Source organism: Leisingera sp. SA215 (assembly GCF_055902035.1).
The window spans coordinates 42,010-58,773 of the sequence record NZ_JBVVXU010000021.1 but is presented as its reverse complement, the minus strand read 5'-3'; the positions used below and the strand labels follow the sequence as shown (position 1 = coordinate 58,773).

The 16,764-nt window shown below is 58.8% G+C and carries 14 protein-coding genes and 1 pseudogene; 9 read left to right on the top strand and 6 right to left on the bottom strand.

Annotation, left to right across the window (positions count from 1 at the left end):
• Nucleotides 1–99: 99 nt before the first annotated feature.
• On the top strand, nt 100–1,272 hold the full coding sequence (locus AC0KW6_RS18070) for a BaiN/RdsA family NAD(P)/FAD-dependent oxidoreductase (protein WP_474035588.1): 1,173 nt from the start codon (nt 100–102) through the stop codon (nt 1,270–1,272).
• Nucleotides 1,273–1,440: 168 nt separating this feature from the next.
• Here AC0KW6_RS18070 and AC0KW6_RS18065 read toward each other — a convergent pair whose 3' ends face one another.
• The 6 genes and pseudogenes from AC0KW6_RS18065 to AC0KW6_RS18040 all read right to left on the bottom strand — a co-directional run.
• Nucleotides 1,441–4,038, bottom strand: a complete 2,598-nt coding sequence (locus AC0KW6_RS18065) for a GAP1-N1 domain-containing protein (RefSeq protein ID WP_474035587.1) — start codon at nt 4,036–4,038, stop codon at nt 1,441–1,443.
• Nucleotides 4,035–4,880: a TRAFAC clade GTPase domain-containing protein gene (locus AC0KW6_RS18060; RefSeq protein WP_474035586.1), complete on the bottom strand. Its 846-nt coding sequence runs from the start codon at nt 4,878–4,880 to the stop codon at nt 4,035–4,037. The genes AC0KW6_RS18065 and AC0KW6_RS18060 overlap by 4 nt, the downstream gene beginning before the upstream one ends.
• Nucleotides 4,877–5,650: a TRAFAC clade GTPase domain-containing protein gene (locus AC0KW6_RS18055; RefSeq protein ID WP_474035585.1), complete on the bottom strand. Its 774-nt coding sequence runs from the start codon at nt 5,648–5,650 to the stop codon at nt 4,877–4,879. The genes AC0KW6_RS18060 and AC0KW6_RS18055 overlap by 4 nt, the downstream gene beginning before the upstream one ends.
• A gap of 239 nt (nt 5,651–5,889) precedes the next feature.
• Entirely contained in the window at nt 5,890–6,924 is a 1,035-nt protein-coding gene (locus AC0KW6_RS18050; protein WP_474035584.1) for a GTPase-associated system all-helical protein GASH, read from the bottom strand.
• On the bottom strand, nt 6,921–8,270 hold the full coding sequence (locus tag AC0KW6_RS18045; protein WP_474035583.1) for a metallophosphoesterase: 1,350 nt from the start codon (nt 8,268–8,270) through the stop codon (nt 6,921–6,923). The genes AC0KW6_RS18050 and AC0KW6_RS18045 overlap by 4 nt, the downstream gene beginning before the upstream one ends.
• 698 nt (nt 8,271–8,968) lie before the next feature.
• A pseudogene (locus AC0KW6_RS18040) lies at nt 8,969–9,103 on the bottom strand (aminoacetone oxidase family FAD-binding enzyme); the annotation flags it as partial.
• Between the two features lie 226 nt (nt 9,104–9,329).
• On the opposite strand from AC0KW6_RS18040, the gene ftsW reads away from it, so the two are divergent.
• The 8 genes from ftsW (at nt 9,330) to AC0KW6_RS18000 (ending at nt 16,763) form a co-directional block, all read left to right on the top strand.
• Nucleotides 9,330–10,496 (top strand): putative lipid II flippase FtsW, encoded by a 1,167-nt coding sequence (gene ftsW, locus AC0KW6_RS18035; protein ID WP_474035582.1) that lies wholly within the window; start codon nt 9,330–9,332, stop codon nt 10,494–10,496.
• 26 nt (nt 10,497–10,522) lie between these two features.
• Nucleotides 10,523–11,614: a UDP-N-acetylglucosamine--N-acetylmuramyl-(pentapeptide) pyrophosphoryl-undecaprenol N-acetylglucosamine transferase gene (locus AC0KW6_RS18030; RefSeq protein WP_323782184.1), complete on the top strand. Its 1,092-nt coding sequence runs from the start codon at nt 10,523–10,525 to the stop codon at nt 11,612–11,614.
• Nucleotides 11,615–11,619: 5 nt separating this feature from the next.
• Nucleotides 11,620–13,017: a UDP-N-acetylmuramate--L-alanine ligase gene (gene murC, locus AC0KW6_RS18025; protein ID WP_323782180.1), complete on the top strand. Its 1,398-nt coding sequence runs from the start codon at nt 11,620–11,622 to the stop codon at nt 13,015–13,017.
• Nucleotides 13,018–13,085: 68 nt separating this feature from the next.
• Nucleotides 13,086–13,334 carry a DUF2484 family protein gene (locus AC0KW6_RS18020; RefSeq protein WP_323782177.1) on the top strand — a complete coding sequence of 83 codons (249 nt, stop codon included), beginning with the start codon at nt 13,086–13,088 and terminating at the stop codon, nt 13,332–13,334.
• Between the two features lie 126 nt (nt 13,335–13,460).
• Nucleotides 13,461–13,793, top strand: a complete 333-nt coding sequence (locus AC0KW6_RS18015) for a hypothetical protein (protein ID WP_323782172.1) — start codon at nt 13,461–13,463, stop codon at nt 13,791–13,793.
• The gene (gene murB / locus AC0KW6_RS18010; RefSeq protein WP_323782169.1) at nt 13,718–14,659 is read left to right on the top strand and encodes a UDP-N-acetylmuramate dehydrogenase; all 942 of its coding nucleotides are present in this window, start codon (nt 13,718–13,720) and stop codon (nt 14,657–14,659) included. The genes AC0KW6_RS18015 and murB overlap by 76 nt, the downstream gene beginning before the upstream one ends.
• Nucleotides 14,660–14,955: 296 nt before the next feature.
• Entirely contained in the window at nt 14,956–15,876 is a 921-nt protein-coding gene (locus AC0KW6_RS18005; RefSeq protein WP_323782166.1) for a D-alanine--D-alanine ligase, read from the top strand.
• A complete protein-coding gene (locus AC0KW6_RS18000) occupies nt 15,864–16,763 on the top strand; it encodes a cell division protein FtsQ/DivIB (protein WP_323782163.1) in 900 nt (299 codons plus the stop codon). Before AC0KW6_RS18005 ends, AC0KW6_RS18000 begins: the two co-directional genes overlap by 13 nt.
• The last annotated feature ends 1 nt before the right edge of the window (nt 16,764 follow it).

The following is a 16,764-nucleotide window of genomic DNA, read 5'->3' as shown; positions in this document are numbered from 1 at the left end:
GCTGGCTCGGTCATCTCATGCTTCTCCGTTGTGTCCGGAGCGAGGTGCATGGTGCGATTGCCCCTTTTCCCTTCCGCCTGGGGGACGTAGAGGAATTGCATGAGATATGACGCAATTGTGCTTGGTGCCGGCGCTGCCGGCCTGATGGCAGCCGCGATGGCCGGGCAGGCAGGTGCGCGTGTGCTCCTGCTAGATCATGCTGACAAGGCAGGTAAGAAGATACTGATTTCAGGTGGAGGCCGGTGCAACTTCACCAATATGGGGACCGGGCCGGAGTGCTTTCTGTCTGAGAACCCGCATTTCTCCAAGTCAGCACTCGCGCGGTATACTCAGTGGGATTTCCTCGCATTGGTCGAGCGCTACGGCATCGCCTGGCACGAGAAGACCTTAGGACAGCTCTTCTGCGACGGATCTGCCCGGCAGATCGTAGCGATGCTTCTCGAAGAGTGTGCCAGTGGTAGAGTTGATATCCGCCTATCGACGCAGATCGGCGAGATCGGCCATGGGGACGGGCTCTTCCGCGTTGCTGGCGCGACAGCAACGCAACTGGTCATCGCCACCGGAGGCCCCTCGATTCCGAAAATGGGTGCCTCCGGCATCGCCTATCAGATCGCGCAACGCTTCGGACTGGCGGTCGTGCCACCGAGACCCGCGCTCGTTCCGTTGACGCTGGGTCCAGACGCACAGGCATTCCGGGACATTTCCGGCGTTTCCAGCCCTGTCACGGCGCGGGTCGGGCCGGCCACTTTCACCGAGGCAGGGCTGTTCACACACCGGGGGCTGTCGGGACCGGCCATCCTGCAGGTGTCCTCCTACTGGACACCCGGCGAACCCGTTGTCCTGACGCTGGTCGATAATGCCTTGGAGGTGTTGCGCGGGGCTCGGCGGCGGGCGCCCCGCAGCCGGCTAAGATCCGCATTGAGCGAGCACCTTCCGAACCGCCTGGCCGAGGTGTTGTCAGCGCGTATCGGATTAGGAAAGGAACTGGGAAACAGTTCCGATGCAGACCTCGAGCGCGCGGCTGGCTACCTGACGCAGTTGACATTCCATCCCACTGGCACTGAGGGTTTTGCGAAGGCAGAGGTGACGGCTGGAGGAATCTCCACGGAGGCGCTGTCCTCGCGCACAATGGAAGCGAAGAACTTACCCGGTCTTTATGTCATCGGCGAGGCTGTCGATGTCACCGGCTGGCTTGGTGGCTATAATTTTCAATGGGCGTGGTCTTCGGGCTGGGCAGCGGGAACAGCGATTGCTAAGCGGCGTGAGGGCTGAATGCTAGGGCCCGACGGTGGCGCTTCCTGCACGATACCTACGCTTAGAGAGGTGTGTCTTGGGTTTTCGGCCAGTTTTCGTTAAGCACTGTCAGGCCTCACGTTGTAGAGGTTCTTCCGTACTGCGAGATCTTGCCCACCGTGCCTGGACCACATGATTGGTGTGCATTCAAATTATTTCTGAAATGGCAATTTCAACGGAACGCCGACATTCGTCAGGTAAGCCTTGGAGGTCTTCCATCACCCTCGTTAGGAGAGCCTCTCCGCCGTAGGAACGCGCAGTTTTCTTCAGGATACGATGGACGTCGTTACATCGACAGGCCGTTAGGGCGAGGTCACTTGGTGTCCAATCTGACGACAAAAACGCAGAAACTAGTTCACGTCGGGCAACTTTGCATCGATCCCAATCAAAAAAGGGGAAAAGCCTCAGGAAATCTGGTGTCGCATCCTGTTTAGCTAGCTCTTTATAAACAATTGGAAACGCAACTGCGACAACTGACGAAACTTGGTCTTTTACTTGATGCAATAGGATTGGCATGATCTGTGCGGCAGCAGTCAGAGCGCTTCTAGGTGTGAGCCGTTGAGCTTCGGTTAGAAAGTTAGTGTAAGCAAAAGATGCGTCTGAGGACAAATCGAAGTAACGACGCCCGCATAATTCCTCGGTCATTTCTGCAATCGCACGAGTTAATCGAGTCCTCACCAACTCGGCGGAACTATGGAACGCGATCATGTTTCTGTTAGCAATATTTGTGTCAAGCTCTGAAGAAAGCCCCAGACGCACTGACCTAGCACCATCAAGTCGGTCGCCTGCTGCGTTGAGCATATCGACCAAAAAAGTCCTTTCGTCTCCGCCAAACGGACTTCCAAGGCAACGCTCTAATGCTCGGACCGCCAGTTCTTGTCTTCCTTCGGGGCCTTTGATGATGAAAGCCTGTCGGACAGCGAGTATAAAAAGACCAATCGGTATATCCACGAAGAATATTATTCTATCGAGTACGTCTGGAACGTTTTGAAGAATTTCAGCCGCGACTTTTCCCCCAATTTCCGTATCGTTAACCAGAAGTGATAGATCACCAATATCTGCTTTCCGTAGGAGCAGTGAGAGAAGCTCTGATCTGCTATCGTCTTCCAATCGCGTATCATTTAGAAGCCAAACAACGTCGTCAATTGAGGCATCCAGGGTATGGCTTAGTATCTCATTGCGGGTTGGCGAGCAGGGGAGATCTGCCAGGGCGGAACGTACCTCGTGATTTGCTCCGACACCTCTGGCGTGACTGAGCGCCAACTCGATTATGCTTGGTGCTTGGAATTTTTCGAGCGAGGCAAGGTGCTTAATTTCTACCGCTATTTTCTTTCTGTCAAGATTCGCAATAAGCGGCGTAGCCACAGGTAGCTGCCAATCCTCTACTAGGTGAGGAAGAAGCGTTTCTGAAATTTCCGAGACTAGGGGTGCATTGAGCTCGGGCAGACTTTCGCCAATCCTCGAGATCAATTTTTTATCTTTGGCCACACATTCAGCTAACTTTGGGCCATTGGCGATCAATCGTCCGAACACCACTGGCTCGGCTGAGAAGAGCGCGTTCTTAGCCTCACTAGCGAAGGAGTTTCCGATCCCTGCGGCTATCCAGACAAGCATTGTGTCAAAAACGCCCTGAGCATCGGGCTTCGACAATAGTGCAACTGCTCCTTCCGGAGCACGCCCTGCCAATTCCTCTGTGGCTTGTCCAAGAGCTCCCGCTCCAAGAGACATCCTCCGCCCTAGAGTTTTTCGAGCAACCGCCCCCAGAAAGTCCCAAGCTTCTGGGGGCGAAAAGGCATTGGGCGCACGAAGTATGGCTGTAGCAAGCGGAGCCTCCAACTCGCTCATAGCAACCTCCTCTCTCACTTTGCCCGAGTTTGCAATATCTAGGAGGCCGAGAGCCGCTGCTGGTGTCTTTTCCAATTTGGAGAGAAGCTCCTCCCACAACATTATTATTCGTAACGATGTCGCGCTTCCCCCGTCGTCAACAAGAGCAACATCCTTGGGAGAAAGGAGGTAAGGGTGCGGATGCTCAAACACTCTGTTCGCGATTGTGTCAGTCCAGTGATGGCGAGAACTTTTAGTCGCACTTCCGTCAACCCTCCTGCCATCCCAGTCACTGAATTTTGCACGAGCGTTTATCGGTGCAAACACAAGATCAAAGTCACGGCCACTGACCTTGCGTGCCGATAAGGCAAAAGTGGAAAACGAGAAACGGCGCCGCATTGATGGCCAAAGAGCGTTGAGAAGGCGTATTGCAACCAATTCAGGATCAGGCGCATCAAACACTACGATGGGCCGCGCATCTTCAAGAAACAGTGCTTCGAGAAATTCCTTCCCGTTAAATCTTCGAGCAGGCGGCAGAGAAACAGTATCGCCTAACGATATTTTTGCGCGGATGGCCTCGCCCGGCTCCGGCATCTGCTCTCTCATCAGAAGGTTCAGATACGGAGAGATCTCTTCGGCCGTCGCCCAATCGGACGCGGGGATCAGTAAGCTCAATGTCCTCACGCAGCCAGCGCGAGCGACAGTCGTATCTTGCCACGTTCTGGCCAGTACATACCATTCGCGGCTTGGTAGCAGGTATCCAGTCAAGTAAGGTTCGAACCGCTCTCGAGGGCGCAGTGCGCCTGCCATGTCCGATAGTCTATCGATCGTTGACTGATCGTCTTTCTCCAGTTGCGCGGAAGCAGCTAGGCGTTGATGCCCTTTCCGATAACCATGAACTTGCTGTTCTACGGTGATCACGAGCCGACCACCCATGCTACCGGCAAGGTTAAATCGTCGTCTTTAACCCAATTTCCAGTAGAATCCTGAACCGCTACCCAGCCCCGGCCGTCCAAGCCATTTTCTTGCACCGTGTCACGACAGGCCTCGTCAGCCTTAAGATCCCCTCCCACGACACTGAGGCCGAAAACGCGAATATCGAGGCGCTCAATGTCGCTGAGACGGCCGGCGAGCAATGGATACTCATGTTCCAAAAATGCCTGCGGGCCACTAGCGAAACCGTTACTGTCAATGAGATCCCAGGCGCTAACGACAATCGAGACCTTGGGACGGCCGCCGTCGGGGCGATCAGCGAGCGACACTTCAAGAAAGCGAAGAAGTTCGCAGAGCATTACCTGCGTCGGCATGCCTTTTTCTTCCTCGTCTCCTAGCTTAGAGAGCAACTTCTTTGAAGTGACCCAATCCAACGACGGAACCTCTTGGTCAGACCCCACACGTACAAACAGAAGCGCGCCGTCAGAGCTGCGTAGTTCATCCATCCACTCCACTGAAATTTCAGAATTCTCGACTGCGCGTAACCATAGCTCACCGGAGATGTCAGGAATTATTATAGACGCCGTCTCTGCACCTTTGCCCTCGGCGACCAGAACCTCAAAGTCACGTCGTGCATCAGCAAATTCAGAGCGCGGGGCAAAGTTCCCGGAGTTTAGGTGGTCTGTTACTTCAAGTACAAATCTAATGTCGGTAGGCTGCTCGGCTGCAATGAGACGCCCTTTTTGCGCATCCAAAGCTGGCCAAAGTCGGCCGACATAGTTGGTCTTACCGGAGTCGGGACCACCAAGAAGGACAACGGACCGTCTCATTGTTGCTTCCTAAAATTTAGATATGTGCGTGGCTCTTCCCTCGGAGGGGCGTCAGGCCAAAATTGAGGAAGCTCCGGAGTGCAACCAACTGTACTGCTTATCAAATCCGAGATCCCGAACCCCGGCGCTATCTCGGGAACGTCAGAGAAAGTCGCAACTGGGATTATCTTTGCGACCACGTCACGACGTTCTAATTCCAATGATAGGCGCGTGGACACATTGGCAGGCAATTCGCAAGCATCGCGATGCGTGACCACTATCAGTAGTCGAGGAACACGCCCATCGAACATAGTCTTCAGTCGCTCTATAAGCTGCCCTAGCCGCGAAATTACACTTTGCCTTCGTTCTTTGTTCTCTAGCGTCCGCCCATCCACCACCAGCCAGATCGCCTCTGCAGACTTAAGGAATTCAAAGCGGTCAGAACGGGCCGTTTCCACTAAGGCAGTAGTCCATTCTCCGGGTAGATCCGGTAGAGCTAGGTCGAAGCGGCGTTCGTCAGCCTGGCGCACGAGGCGCAAGTGAAGAAACCCTGGCCTACGTTCATCTGCGAGTTCCGTATGAACAGTCATTTGTTCAGGTGGCTGTCCAGTATTCCAGTCCCTCGCGCCGCGGGCAATATCCTCGAAGGCCAGCAAGCTCTTACTGTCGGCAAAGGACCAGCCGTCAAGTTTAGCGTTGGCTAGCATCAAGTAGAGACTCACCAAACATGCGGTCTTTCCCGCCTCGGGGTCACCCAAAATTCCAACAACCGTTGTGTAACGCGATGCCATCAATGTGGCTACAACTTCTGGCGACTGCGTGCGGCTACTTGGGAACGAAAGGGTATCACGCGGCCTCTCTAGTACCGGTTCACCAATGTCGTTTGACTCTGAGCTCCTGCCAGGGAGAGGCTCATCTGCTTCCGGCGTATCAGTTGCTACCGACCGATGCTTACAATTATCCGGATCATTCTCAAGTGCGCACGTTCCTGTTTCAGCTACCGTGCAGCCCTCGAAATTGCAGGCCACATTCATCGCTTAATGACCCCTGTGCTCACCATGCGCGCCAATGCCCCCTCAAGTAGTGCGTGGCTGCCCCAAGTTGATGCCGTTCTCTTCACTCTCGCTAGGGGGGCTTCGGTTTCACCTGTGGACAGAGCGTGTATGATTGGGAAGACGGTAGGGCAGGATAAAACCTCACTCGACGCAAATTGGGCCACCAGTGCGTCTTTGTTTTCGCCGATCTCTGCAACTAACTCGACTAGGTCAACCTCTGGATCTTGATCAACTGTACGAAGAACAAGATCCCGATGGACGTCAGCCGGCAATCTCCTCAGATGTCCAGCTGCTTCAAATCCCGAGGCAACGAGCCGAGTTGCTTCGGGCATACTGGTGAAGGTACTATCAAGTAGACGACTGCGATTTAGTTGTATCCACCACAAAAAGTCCAATTCTTCGCGATCAAGTACGGCGTTTCGGATCAGTGCTTCGATAGAAGTCTTCGCTGCCTGCGTAAAGTTCGTCGTGGCTACAGCATCCTCCTCTTTCACCGAAACCTCAAGATCAACCGGCGCGGCCACTTCTTCTCGTTCACGCGCCTTGTTTGCGCTATCAATGCTCCGCTGCCGTGCTAGAGCGAATACCTCTTGACGTAACGCCTCCCGTTTATCGTCATTGCAGGGGGGCTGGAAACCGAGTGCCAGCCAAAGTGCGTTTGAGTAGACATCTTTAATAGTCCACCCACTCGAGCCCATTTCACCCTTCATCAAGGAGACGGCGGCCATACCTGCGCATACACCAACATCGAGTGGTCGTTCGGAGTAGAGAAATGCAGACGCATGTTTCTGCACAGCGCTTTGAACCTCCTCACCGAGCTTTTCGGCCGGGACGCCATCGCCCCCAAGCGCCTCCGCGATCAAGCTCGCCTTAGATACTATCTGTTCAGGCTGACGGATCTTCATCCAGTTCGTCGAGAGCTGTTCAGCCGCCTTACGCCGAGAGTTTACGTCCTCGTTCGAAGGCGTGAGGTCAGAAATCCTCATGTGTACCGCGATATTGTCCATCATTTGTCCCCCTTGTGTCGTTCGGATACGAGTTTATCAATGAGAGAGATAGCGTCTGGAAGCCTTCCCTGCCGCGTCAAAAGTTCGAACAACCTTCGCTCTACGTTTTGCGTCATCCTCTCATCGAAGTCCGCTGGAATAGCGTCCAACTCGACAAGGATGTGCAAACGTTCACTCTCCAAAAGGTCGCGGAAAAATCGAAGAAGCGTTAGCTCATAGCCTTCCTCATCTGGTGGCATCTCCGATGCTGCCCCTGCTGTTGGTTCAGCAACAATGGCGGGAACCAACTCGATTACGGGTTCAGCTTTTTTGCCGTCTTCTCCCTCGACCGAGGCTGCTTGCGGCAAGGCGCATTTTCTGAAGTTCGGTGACCCCAGCGCGAAACGACGCTCCCGCCCACCCAAGCGATCATCATCGGGCTCAAAGCGCGTTTGCTCTGAATTCCATGAGCGCGGATACATCGTTACGGACAAGGCGTCCGTCGTCTCGTCCCAGTCAAACTCTAGTATGTTGTAAGTGTAATTGTATGTTTCATCTGTGTTCCGAGGTACGGCCGCCCCTGCCGCCACCATTAAGACTTCGCAGCCTTCTTCCACTTTTTCAACCGAGACCTTAGGGTAATGCTCATGCCCAGAAATTAATACCCGAGCTCGGCTTCGCACATACTGACGAACGTCATCTTCATCCTTGCACCAGTGTAGAGGATGATGGACGAGGACAACGTTCTCTTCACCTTCCACACGCGGAATAACAAATTGCCTGGAACCAATAATCAACTCAGCAGGGTCGTCCCGTTCTCTGCCAGTACACAGCAGCGACGAGTTTAAGAGGATAAACCTTATCGCTCGTTTGGGAGCAATTTCAATGCGCAAATTGGTGGCATATTTGGCCTCACCGTTGAGTCCGCATGTGTATCCAACACTAAACCGATTATAATCCTCAAATCTCGACAGCAAAGTCGCACGGTCTTGCGGATTTGATACCACCTCTTCGTATTCGGCGGGCCCGCCTTGTCGAATATAGTTTAAGAGTTGGGTGCCGCCGACTGAAACTTTAGATCGGTTTACGTCATGGTTCCCCGGGACCATTTGGACGCGATGTATTGGGCACCCAATGTTCTCTGCCAGCTTGTCAAGCCAAACACCTGCAGCTTCGAATTCTTCCCACTTGCCCGAGTAAGCTATGTCCCCGGATACTAGGATGCCTTTGATGGTGCCTTCCGGAATGTGGCGAAAGACCTCAGCGGCATCTGCGATTAGCTGTTCCTTCACGTCATCATGGACATGCACCGAGTCATCTTTCTCCTGGCCAAAATGAATGTCTGAAACATGTACAAAAACTGCCGGCATGTGTTCTCCAAGTGCAACCTAAAGGCAATGTGGCGATTTGTGCATACAGCACAACAAGTTCCAAGACGGAATCGTATTTTGGGTGAAGCTTAACTAGGCAAGCTTCACCCAAACTGTGGGCGCTAGTGTTGAGTATTGCGGCTCTCACCTGCAGTGAGAAGCAAACTTACACGTAAGCACAGCCAATTCGCCGATAAGGAGCCGCCGCACCAGAATGGCTTCTACGGTGTACCTACGCAGCGGTACACCAAAAAAACCGCACAGCATCTACGCGGATTGCGGAACCGAAACCTGCCTGCAGTCGACCAGGACGAAGGTTTCGGCGGCATTGATGCGGCCGCAAGGCGCCGTCGCTCCGTCAATCCCAGTGAGTAGTATAGTGCGCGGATCAACCGCCGTGCCGCTTTTCTTCATAGGGGGTGGAAAGCGGCATTGGGCCTTGGGCATCTCAACCGGGAGGAACGGGAGCGGCTTGATGGCTGCGTGATGGCGTTAGGCTGATCGAAGTTCCAACTGAACACCGGGCCGATAAGCTGGCGCCCGAGTTGCACGGAGGCGCTGTCCAGCTAAAGCGCTTGTGTACTCTGCAACGGCCCTCGAAGCCTCAATGGGTATAAAGGGAACGCTCATCAGGTGTATGTACCTATGTAACCCATTGATAGTACACTTCGGGGTACACTTTTCACTCTATACAAGAGGCCGGAGATGCGGATCTTCTCGCCCGGCGCCTTGGCGTGGTCGATCACCAGAGTGCTGCCGCCCGAATAGCGTGCGCACATCATGCCGGCCGCGCCGGCGCCGAGAATCAAAGTGTTTATCTGCATGGCGCGCATCGACCATGGAACCGGCGCCGGCGCAAGGGGAAGACCGGGCAAGCGGGGATTTGCGGATCGCCGCTGCCGGACGGCGGCATCCCGCCTGTCAAGATGCCAGCAGGGCGGTGTGGTGGATTTTTGCCGAACTGTGTTCTTTTTCTGGCGCAGCGGCTCACGTTTCGTTACAGTTTCAGGGAGACCCCGAAAAATGGGGCGGAACGAGGCATATAGTGGCGGTATTCCCATGACTGAGATGGTCTATGGCGCGGTTCCCGTGCAGGCTGGTGAGCCGATTCTTCCCAAATGGTGGCGGACGCTGGATAAATGGACGATGTCCTGCGTCCTGATGTTGTTCGTGATCGGATTGCTCTTGGGGCTGGCGGCCTCGGTGCCGCTGGCAGAGCGCAACGGGTTCGGAAATTTCCATTATGTGCAGCGGCAGGCGGTGTTCGGCCTGACGGCGCTGGCGGCGATGCTGGTCACCTCGGTGATGTCGCCCACGCTGGTGCGGCGGCTGGCGGTGGTTGGCTTTGCCCTGACATTTGTCGCGCTGGCCTTTTTGCCGATATTCGGCACCGATTTCGGCAAGGGCGCGGTGCGCTGGTATTCGCTGGGGTTTGCCTCGCTGCAGCCGTCGGAGTTCCTGAAACCCGGCTTTATTGTCGTTGCGGCCTGGATGATTGCCGCCAGCCAGCAGATCAACGGACCGCCGGGCACGCTGATGTCGTTCGCGCTGTGCATGATGGTGGTCATGATGCTGGTTTTGCAACCTGATTTCGGCCAGGCCTGTCTGGTCCTGTTCGGCTGGGGCGTGATGTATTTTGTGGCAGGCGCGCCGATGCTGCTGCTGGTTTGCATGGCCGCCGTTGTGGTGCTGGGGGGGGTCTTTGCCTATAACGGCTCGGAGCATTTTGCCCGCCGCATCGACGGCTTTCTGAACCCGGATATCGATCCCACCACCCAGCTGGGCTATGCCACCAACGCCATCCGCGAAGGCGGGCTGTTCGGGGTTGGAGTCGGCGAAGGCCAGGTGAAATGGTCGCTGCCGGATGCCCATACCGATTTCATCGTTGCGGTCGCGGCCGAGGAATACGGGCTGGTGCTGGTGGTGGTGCTGATCGCGCTTTATGCCTCGATCGTGGTGCGGTCGCTGTTACGGCTGATGCGCGAGCGCGATACGTTTATCCGCCTGGCGGGCACTGGCCTGGTGTGCATGTTCGGCGTGCAGGCGATGATCAACATGGGGGTTGCGGTGCGGCTGTTGCCCGCAAAAGGCATGACATTGCCTTTTGTCAGCTACGGCGGATCTTCGCTGATTGCCACCGGGATTGCGGTGGGTATGCTCCTGGCCTTTACCCGCACGCGTCCGCAGGGCGGGATTGCAGATTACCTGAGTGGCCGCGGCCGCTGACGAGATGTGAAAGAGACCCCCTGAGGATGGCACAGAAACTGCTTTTGATGGCCGCTGGCGGGACCGGCGGCCATATGTTTCCGGCGCAGGCGCTGGCAGAGGTGATGCTGGCGCGCGGCTGGCGGGTGAAGCTGTCGACCGATGCGCGCGGGGCGCGCTATACCGGCGGCTTTCCGCATTCGGTTGAAATTTCGCAAGTGTCCTCGGCCACCTTTGCCCGCGGCGGCTTGCTGGCCAAGGCGCTGGCGGGGCCGAAGATCGCGGGCGGTGTGCTGGCGATGGCACTGCAGATGCGGCGCGAGCGCCCCGATGCGGTGATCGGCTTTGGCGGCTACCCGTCGATTCCGGCCCTGGGGGCGGCGACACTGCTGAAACTGCCGCGGATGATCCACGAGCAGAACGGCGTGCTGGGCCGGGTGAACCAGCTGTTTTCCAAGCGGGTGGCAGGCGTGGCCTGCGGCACCTGGCCAACTGACCTGCCTGAAGGGGTGGCACATGAACATGTGGGCAACCCGGTGCGCGGCGCGGTGATGGAACGCGCGGGTGCGGCCTATATCCCGCCGGGGGATTACCCGATGTCATTGCTGGTAATGGGCGGCAGTCAGGGCGCGCGGATTCTGTCCGACGTGGTGCCTGCGGCGGTTGCCGCGCTGCCGGATCACATTCGCCGGCATCTGCGGGTGTCGCATCAGGCGCGCGCCGAGGACCTGGACCGGGTCAATGCGTTTTACGCCGAGCATGGCATAAATGCCGATGTGCAGACATTCTTTCACGATGTGCCTGCGCGGATGTCGGAGGCGCAGCTGGTGATCTCGCGTTCGGGCGCCTCGTCGGTGGCCGATATCTCGGTGATCGGGCGGCCCTCGATCCTGATCCCCTTTGCCGCAGCCGCTGGCGACCACCAAAGCGCCAACGCCCGTGGGCTGGTTGACGCCGATGCTGCCGTGATGATCCCCGAAAGCGCCCTTGATATCCCGGTGCTGGCAGAGCATATGGGCGCAATTCTGAGTAACCCGCAGGCTGCCACCCAGATGTCGGCCGCTGCACTGAACGCCGGGATTCCCGATGCCGCCGAGCGATTGGCGGCATTGGTTGAGCAACTGGCCCAGGAAGGATAACTGTCATGACCCCTGCAACCAAGCTGCCCGGCGATGTCGGCCCGATCCATTTTGTCGGCATTGGCGGCATCGGCATGTCGGGCATCGCCGAAGTACTGCTGAACCTGGGCTACAGCGTGCAGGGGTCGGATCTGAAATCCTCGAAAATCACCGCCCGGCTGGAAGAGCTGGGCGCGCGGGTGTTTGTGGGCCAGAAGGCAGAGAACCTGGAGGAGGCTGCGGTTGTGGTGATCTCCTCGGCGATCAAACCGGGCAACCCGGAGCTGGACGAGGCCCGACTGCGCGGCCTGCCGGTGGTGCGCCGGGCCGACATGCTGGCAGAGCTGATGCGGCTGAAGTCCAACGTCGCCATTGGCGGCACCCACGGCAAGACCACCACCACCACCATGATGGCCGAGCTGATGGTGGCCGGCGGCTTTGACCCCACCATCGTCAATGGCGGCATCATTCACGCCTATGGCTCCAACGCGCGGATGGGGCAGGGCGAATGGATGGTGGTCGAGGCGGATGAAAGCGACGGTTCCTTCAACCGGCTGCCCGCGACCATTGCGGTGGTGACCAACATCGACCCGGAGCATATGGAGCACTGGGGCGATTTCGACACGCTGCGCGACGGGTTTTTTGAGTTTGTGTCCAACATCCCGTTCTATGGCATTGCGGTCTGCTGCACTGATCACGCCGAAGTGCAGGCGCTGATCGGGCGGATCTCCGACCGCCGTGTGGTGACCTATGGCTTCAATGCGCAGGCCGACGTTCGGGCGGTGAACCTGACTTACAAGGCAGGTGTCGCGCATTTCGATGTGCATCTGCAGGCCGAGGACCGGGTGATCGAGGGCTGCACCCTGCCGATGCCGGGAGACCACAATGTCTCCAACGCGCTGGCCGCGGTGGCGGTGGCTCGGCATCTGGGTATGAACAGTTCCGAGATTCGCGCGGCGCTGGCGGCCTTTGGCGGTGTGAACCGGCGATTCACCAAGGTGGGCGAGGTGAACGGCGTCACCATCATCGACGATTACGGCCATCATCCGGTCGAGATTGCCGCGGTGCTGAAGGCGGCGCGCCAGGCCAGCGAGGGCCGGGTCATCGCAGTGCATCAGCCGCACCGCTATTCACGCCTGTCCAGCCTGTTCGAGGATTTCTGCGGCTGCTTCAACGAGGCCGACGTGGTCGCCATCGCCGAGGTGTTTGCGGCCGGAGAGGAGCCGATCGAGGGCGCCAGCCGCGACGATCTGGTGGAAGGGCTGATCCGCCACGGCCACCGCCACGCCCGCGCCATCCTGAGCGAAGAAGACCTGGAGCGCCTGGTGCGCGAGCAGGCGCGCCCGGGCGACATGGTGGTCTGCCTCGGCGCCGGCACCATCAGCGCCTGGGCCAATGATCTGCCTGCACGGCTGGGGTGCTGAGGAATGCGGCGGCCGGCGGCCGGATGTTCTGAAGAATACCGCCGGATTTCCCTCCGGAGAACGGCGCGATGACGCTGTCGCTGACCCTTGCTGCCGTCTGGGCGCTGACTGCCAATGTGCTGGCGATGATTCCCAGCCGCGACAATCACTGGGCCCGGGCCTATGTGCTGATTGCGCTGGGGGTGCCGCTGCTGGGGTATGTGACCTATGAAAACGGCCCCTGGTGGGGGCTGGCAGTGCTGCTGGCGGGCATGTCGGTGCTGCGCTGGCCGGTGCTGCATTTCGGGCGCTGGGTTAAGCGCGCTTTGGGGTTGTAGCCATTCCGCCGCCCGCCGGTCCGCGAACAGTTAACGATTTCTTTCGGATTGCTTGATACTCAAACAGGAATATCTCGTGTTCCTTGTTTGATCCCAGCGTGTTTCCGCTGGCGGTGGAGGCCGCCCATGGTTGCTGTTGCCCTGATCTGGCTGGCATTCGGTTCTGTCTGGCTGATGTCGTTTTACAGTCTGGCGCGGGCGGGGCGGACAACAGCCGCCACCCTTGCCGGTTCAATCTGGTTTGTGGTTCTGATCTGGCTGGTTGGCCGGCTGCTGTTTGCGGCGGGGACTGGCCGCTTCGTCATGTTATCCCTTTATTTCGGCGGCCACCTGGTCTACGGACTGTGCTCGCTGGCTGGCTGGAACTTGGGACGGAAAAGACGATGGCGGCGGAAAGTGAAATTATTCTTCCGGCGGTGCGCGGCCGCCTTACCGGACAGAAATCGCTTGCGGAACTGACCTGGCTGCGCGTCGGCGGGCCGGCGGAGCATCTGTTCCAGCCTGCTGATGTTGACGATCTGGCGGCGTTCCTGCGCGATCTTGACCCGGCGGTGCAGGTGTTCCCGATGGGCGTGGGGTCGAACCTGATCGTGCGCGACGGCGGCCTGCGGGCAGTGGTGATCCGGCTTGGCCGCGGTTTCAACAATATCGGGACGGACGGCGGTACCGTGACCGCGGGCGCCGCAGCGCTGGATGCGCATGTGGCGAAACGTGCGGCGGATGCGGGTGTTGACCTGACCTTCCTGCGCACCATTCCGGGCTCGATCGGCGGCGCGGTGCGGATGAACGCGGGCTGTTACGGCAGTTACACCGCGGACGTGTTTGTCTCCGCCACCATCGTGACGCGGCAGGGAGAGATCCGCGAGATCACCGCCGAAGAGCTGGATTTTCAGTACCGACAGACCGCTTTCCCTGAGGGCGCGGTGCTGGTTTCGGCTGTTTTGCGCGGTCCCAAGGGCGACCCGGCGGAACTGCACGCGCGGATGAAGGTTCAATTGCAGAAGCGCGATGAGACCCAGCCGACCCGCGACCGTTCGGCCGGCTCCACCTTCCGCAATCCGGCGGGGTTTTCGTCTACAGGGCGTGCGGATGATGTGCATGACCTCAAGGCCTGGAAGGTGATCGACAACGCCGGCATGCGCGGTGCCCGGCGCGGCGGCGCGCAGATGAGCGAGAAACATTCCAACTTTCTGATCAACACCGGTGGCGCAACTGCCGCAGATCTTGAGGGATTGGGGGAAGACGTGCGGAAAAAGGTTTACGAGAATTCCGGCATCACGCTACAGTGGGAAATCATGCGGATTGGTGATCCGCTTCCCGAATAGCTGAAATTCTTCTGCGTTGACAAAGGCTTCTGTGGCCGCAGGCGGAGGTGGTCATAGGGGCCGCGAAGGGCTCGGGGAGCGGAAGTCTTAATTGTGGTAAAGGCGCGGTTAACGCCTCGGTAAGATTTTGGGCGGTAGGGTGCCGGCATGGCGGCACTGATCCGTCTGGGCGATCAAGGGGCGTATAGCCCTGGAGCAAACGGCCGGGACCATCCGGGCAAAGAGATAGATCGGGTTTTTCTGGGGACCCTAAAAACCAGGGGCGCAAAGCCCCGTATAAATTGAGGCGCTTCGTGGTGAGTAAGTCGAGCAGGGCACTCCCGAAAGTCGCGGTGCTGATGGGCGGACCGTCAGCCGAACGCGAAGTATCGCTGTCCAGCGGCCGTGAAAGCGCGGCCGCTTTGCGCGGTGAGGGGTTTGAGGTTGTCGAGGTGGATGCAGGCCGGGACCTGCACGCGCGGCTGGCGGATATCAAGCCGGATGTGGTGTTCAATGCGCTGCACGGTCGCTGGGGCGAGGACGGCTGTGTGCAGGGTGTTCTGGAATGGCTGGGCATTCCCTATACCCATTCCGGGGTGCTGGCCTCGGCGCTGGCGATGGACAAGCAGCGCTCCAAGGAAGTGTACCGCGCCGCCGGGCTGCCGGTTGTCGAAAGCGGTTTGTTTGCCAAGGATGAGGTCGGCGCAGGCCATGTGATGGTGCCGCCTTATGTGGTGAAACCCAACAATGAAGGCTCCAGCGTCGGCATTTATATTGTGCAGGAGGCCGCCAACGGCCCACCGCAGTTGTCGGCAGAAATGCCGGCCGAGGTGATGGTCGAGACCTACGCGCCGGGGCGTGAGCTGACCACCACTGTGGTCGGGGACAAGGCGCTGGCCGTGACCGATATCCTGACTGATGGCTGGTATGATTATGACGCCAAATACAAGCCGGGCGGCTCGCGCCATGTGCTGCCCGCGGATTTGCCGCGGGAAATTCATGACCTGTGCCTGGAATACGCGCTGAAGGCGCATGAGGTGCTGGGCTGCCGCGGTGTCAGCCGCACCGATTTCCGCTGGGACGAGGCGCGCGGCGCCGGCGGGCTGATCCTGCTGGAGACCAATACCCAGCCCGGGATGACACCGACCTCGCTGGTGCCGGAGCAGGCGGCTTTTTGCGGCATGACCTTCGGTGAGCTCTGCGCCTGGATGGTGGAGGATGCCTCATGCAACCGCTGAAGGGGCGCTTGCGCCGCCGTGGCGGCGGCGAGGGGCGGGCGGATCCGGCGCCGTCGCGGCTGAAGTACCGGTTGCAGCGCTGGATGCTGACGCCGGGTATCCGGTTCGGCCTGCGGGTCGGGGTGCCGTTCTGCCTGATCTTTGCCGCGGCCAGTGCCTATCTGGCGGATGAGGCCCGCCGCGCCGCGCTGCAGGGGCTGGTCAGCGACGCCCGCGCCGCAATCGAGGAACGGCCCGAATTCATGGTCAACGTGATGGCGGTGGACGGGGCCGGACCCAGCGTGGCGCAGGACATCCGCGAGGTGATGCCGGCCGAATTTCCGGTGAGTTCCTTTGATCTGGATCTGGAGCAGATCCGCGACGTGATCACTGGGCTGGACCCGGTCAAGTCCGCCAGCGTGCGGATCCGCCCCGGCGGCATCCTGCAGGTGGACGTCGAGGAACGGAGACCGGCGCTGATCTGGCGCAGCCGCGAGGGGCTGGCGCTGCTGGATGAACAGGGCATTCACGTCGCTGAGCTGGGCCGCCGCAGCCTGCATCCTGAGCTGCCGCTGATCGCCGGCAAGGGGGCGGAAAAGCAGGCGGCGCAGGCGCTGCGGCTGTTCGCAGCGGCCAAACCGCTGGGGCCGCGGCTGCGCGGGCTGGTCCGTGTGGGCGAGCGGCGCTGGGACGTGGTGCTGGACCGCAAGCAGCGGATCATGCTGCCGGCGGAGCAGCCGGTGCGCGCATTGGAACGGGTGCTGGCGGTGAGTGAAGTGCAGGATTTGCTGGAACGCGATGTGGCCGCGGTGGATATGCGCCTGGCCGGGCGCCCGACCGTGCGGATGACCGAAAACTCAGTGGAAAACTGGTGGCGGATCCGGCAGCTGAACGGGGGCGGGCAGTAGC

Bases quoted from the DNA above. Each gene is read 5' to 3' on its own strand.
- AC0KW6_RS18070 (WP_474035588.1), top strand. From the start codon at position 100: ATGAGATATGACGCAATTGTGCTTGGTGCCGGCGCTGCCGGCCTGATG.
- AC0KW6_RS18060 (WP_474035586.1), bottom strand. From the start codon at position 4,880: ATGAGACGGTCCGTTGTCCTTCTTGGTGGTCCCGACTCCGGTAAGACC.
- AC0KW6_RS18055 (WP_474035585.1), bottom strand. From the start codon at position 5,650: ATGGCATCGCGTTACACAACGGTTGTTGGAATTTTGGGTGACCCCGAG.
- AC0KW6_RS18050 (WP_474035584.1), bottom strand. From the start codon at position 6,924: ATGATGGACAATATCGCGGTACACATGAGGATTTCTGACCTCACGCCT.
- AC0KW6_RS18045 (WP_474035583.1), bottom strand. From the start codon at position 8,270: ATGCCGGCAGTTTTTGTACATGTTTCAGACATTCATTTTGGCCAGGAG.
- ftsW (WP_474035582.1), top strand. From the start codon at position 9,330: ATGACTGAGATGGTCTATGGCGCGGTTCCCGTGCAGGCTGGTGAGCCG.
- AC0KW6_RS18030 (WP_323782184.1), top strand. From the start codon at position 10,523: ATGGCACAGAAACTGCTTTTGATGGCCGCTGGCGGGACCGGCGGCCAT.
- murC (WP_323782180.1), top strand. From the start codon at position 11,620: ATGACCCCTGCAACCAAGCTGCCCGGCGATGTCGGCCCGATCCATTTT.
- AC0KW6_RS18020 (WP_323782177.1), top strand. From the start codon at position 13,086: ATGACGCTGTCGCTGACCCTTGCTGCCGTCTGGGCGCTGACTGCCAAT.
- AC0KW6_RS18015 (WP_323782172.1), top strand. From the start codon at position 13,461: ATGGTTGCTGTTGCCCTGATCTGGCTGGCATTCGGTTCTGTCTGGCTG.
- murB (WP_323782169.1), top strand. From the start codon at position 13,718: ATGGCGGCGGAAAGTGAAATTATTCTTCCGGCGGTGCGCGGCCGCCTT.
- AC0KW6_RS18000 (WP_323782163.1), top strand. From the start codon at position 15,864: ATGCAACCGCTGAAGGGGCGCTTGCGCCGCCGTGGCGGCGGCGAGGGG.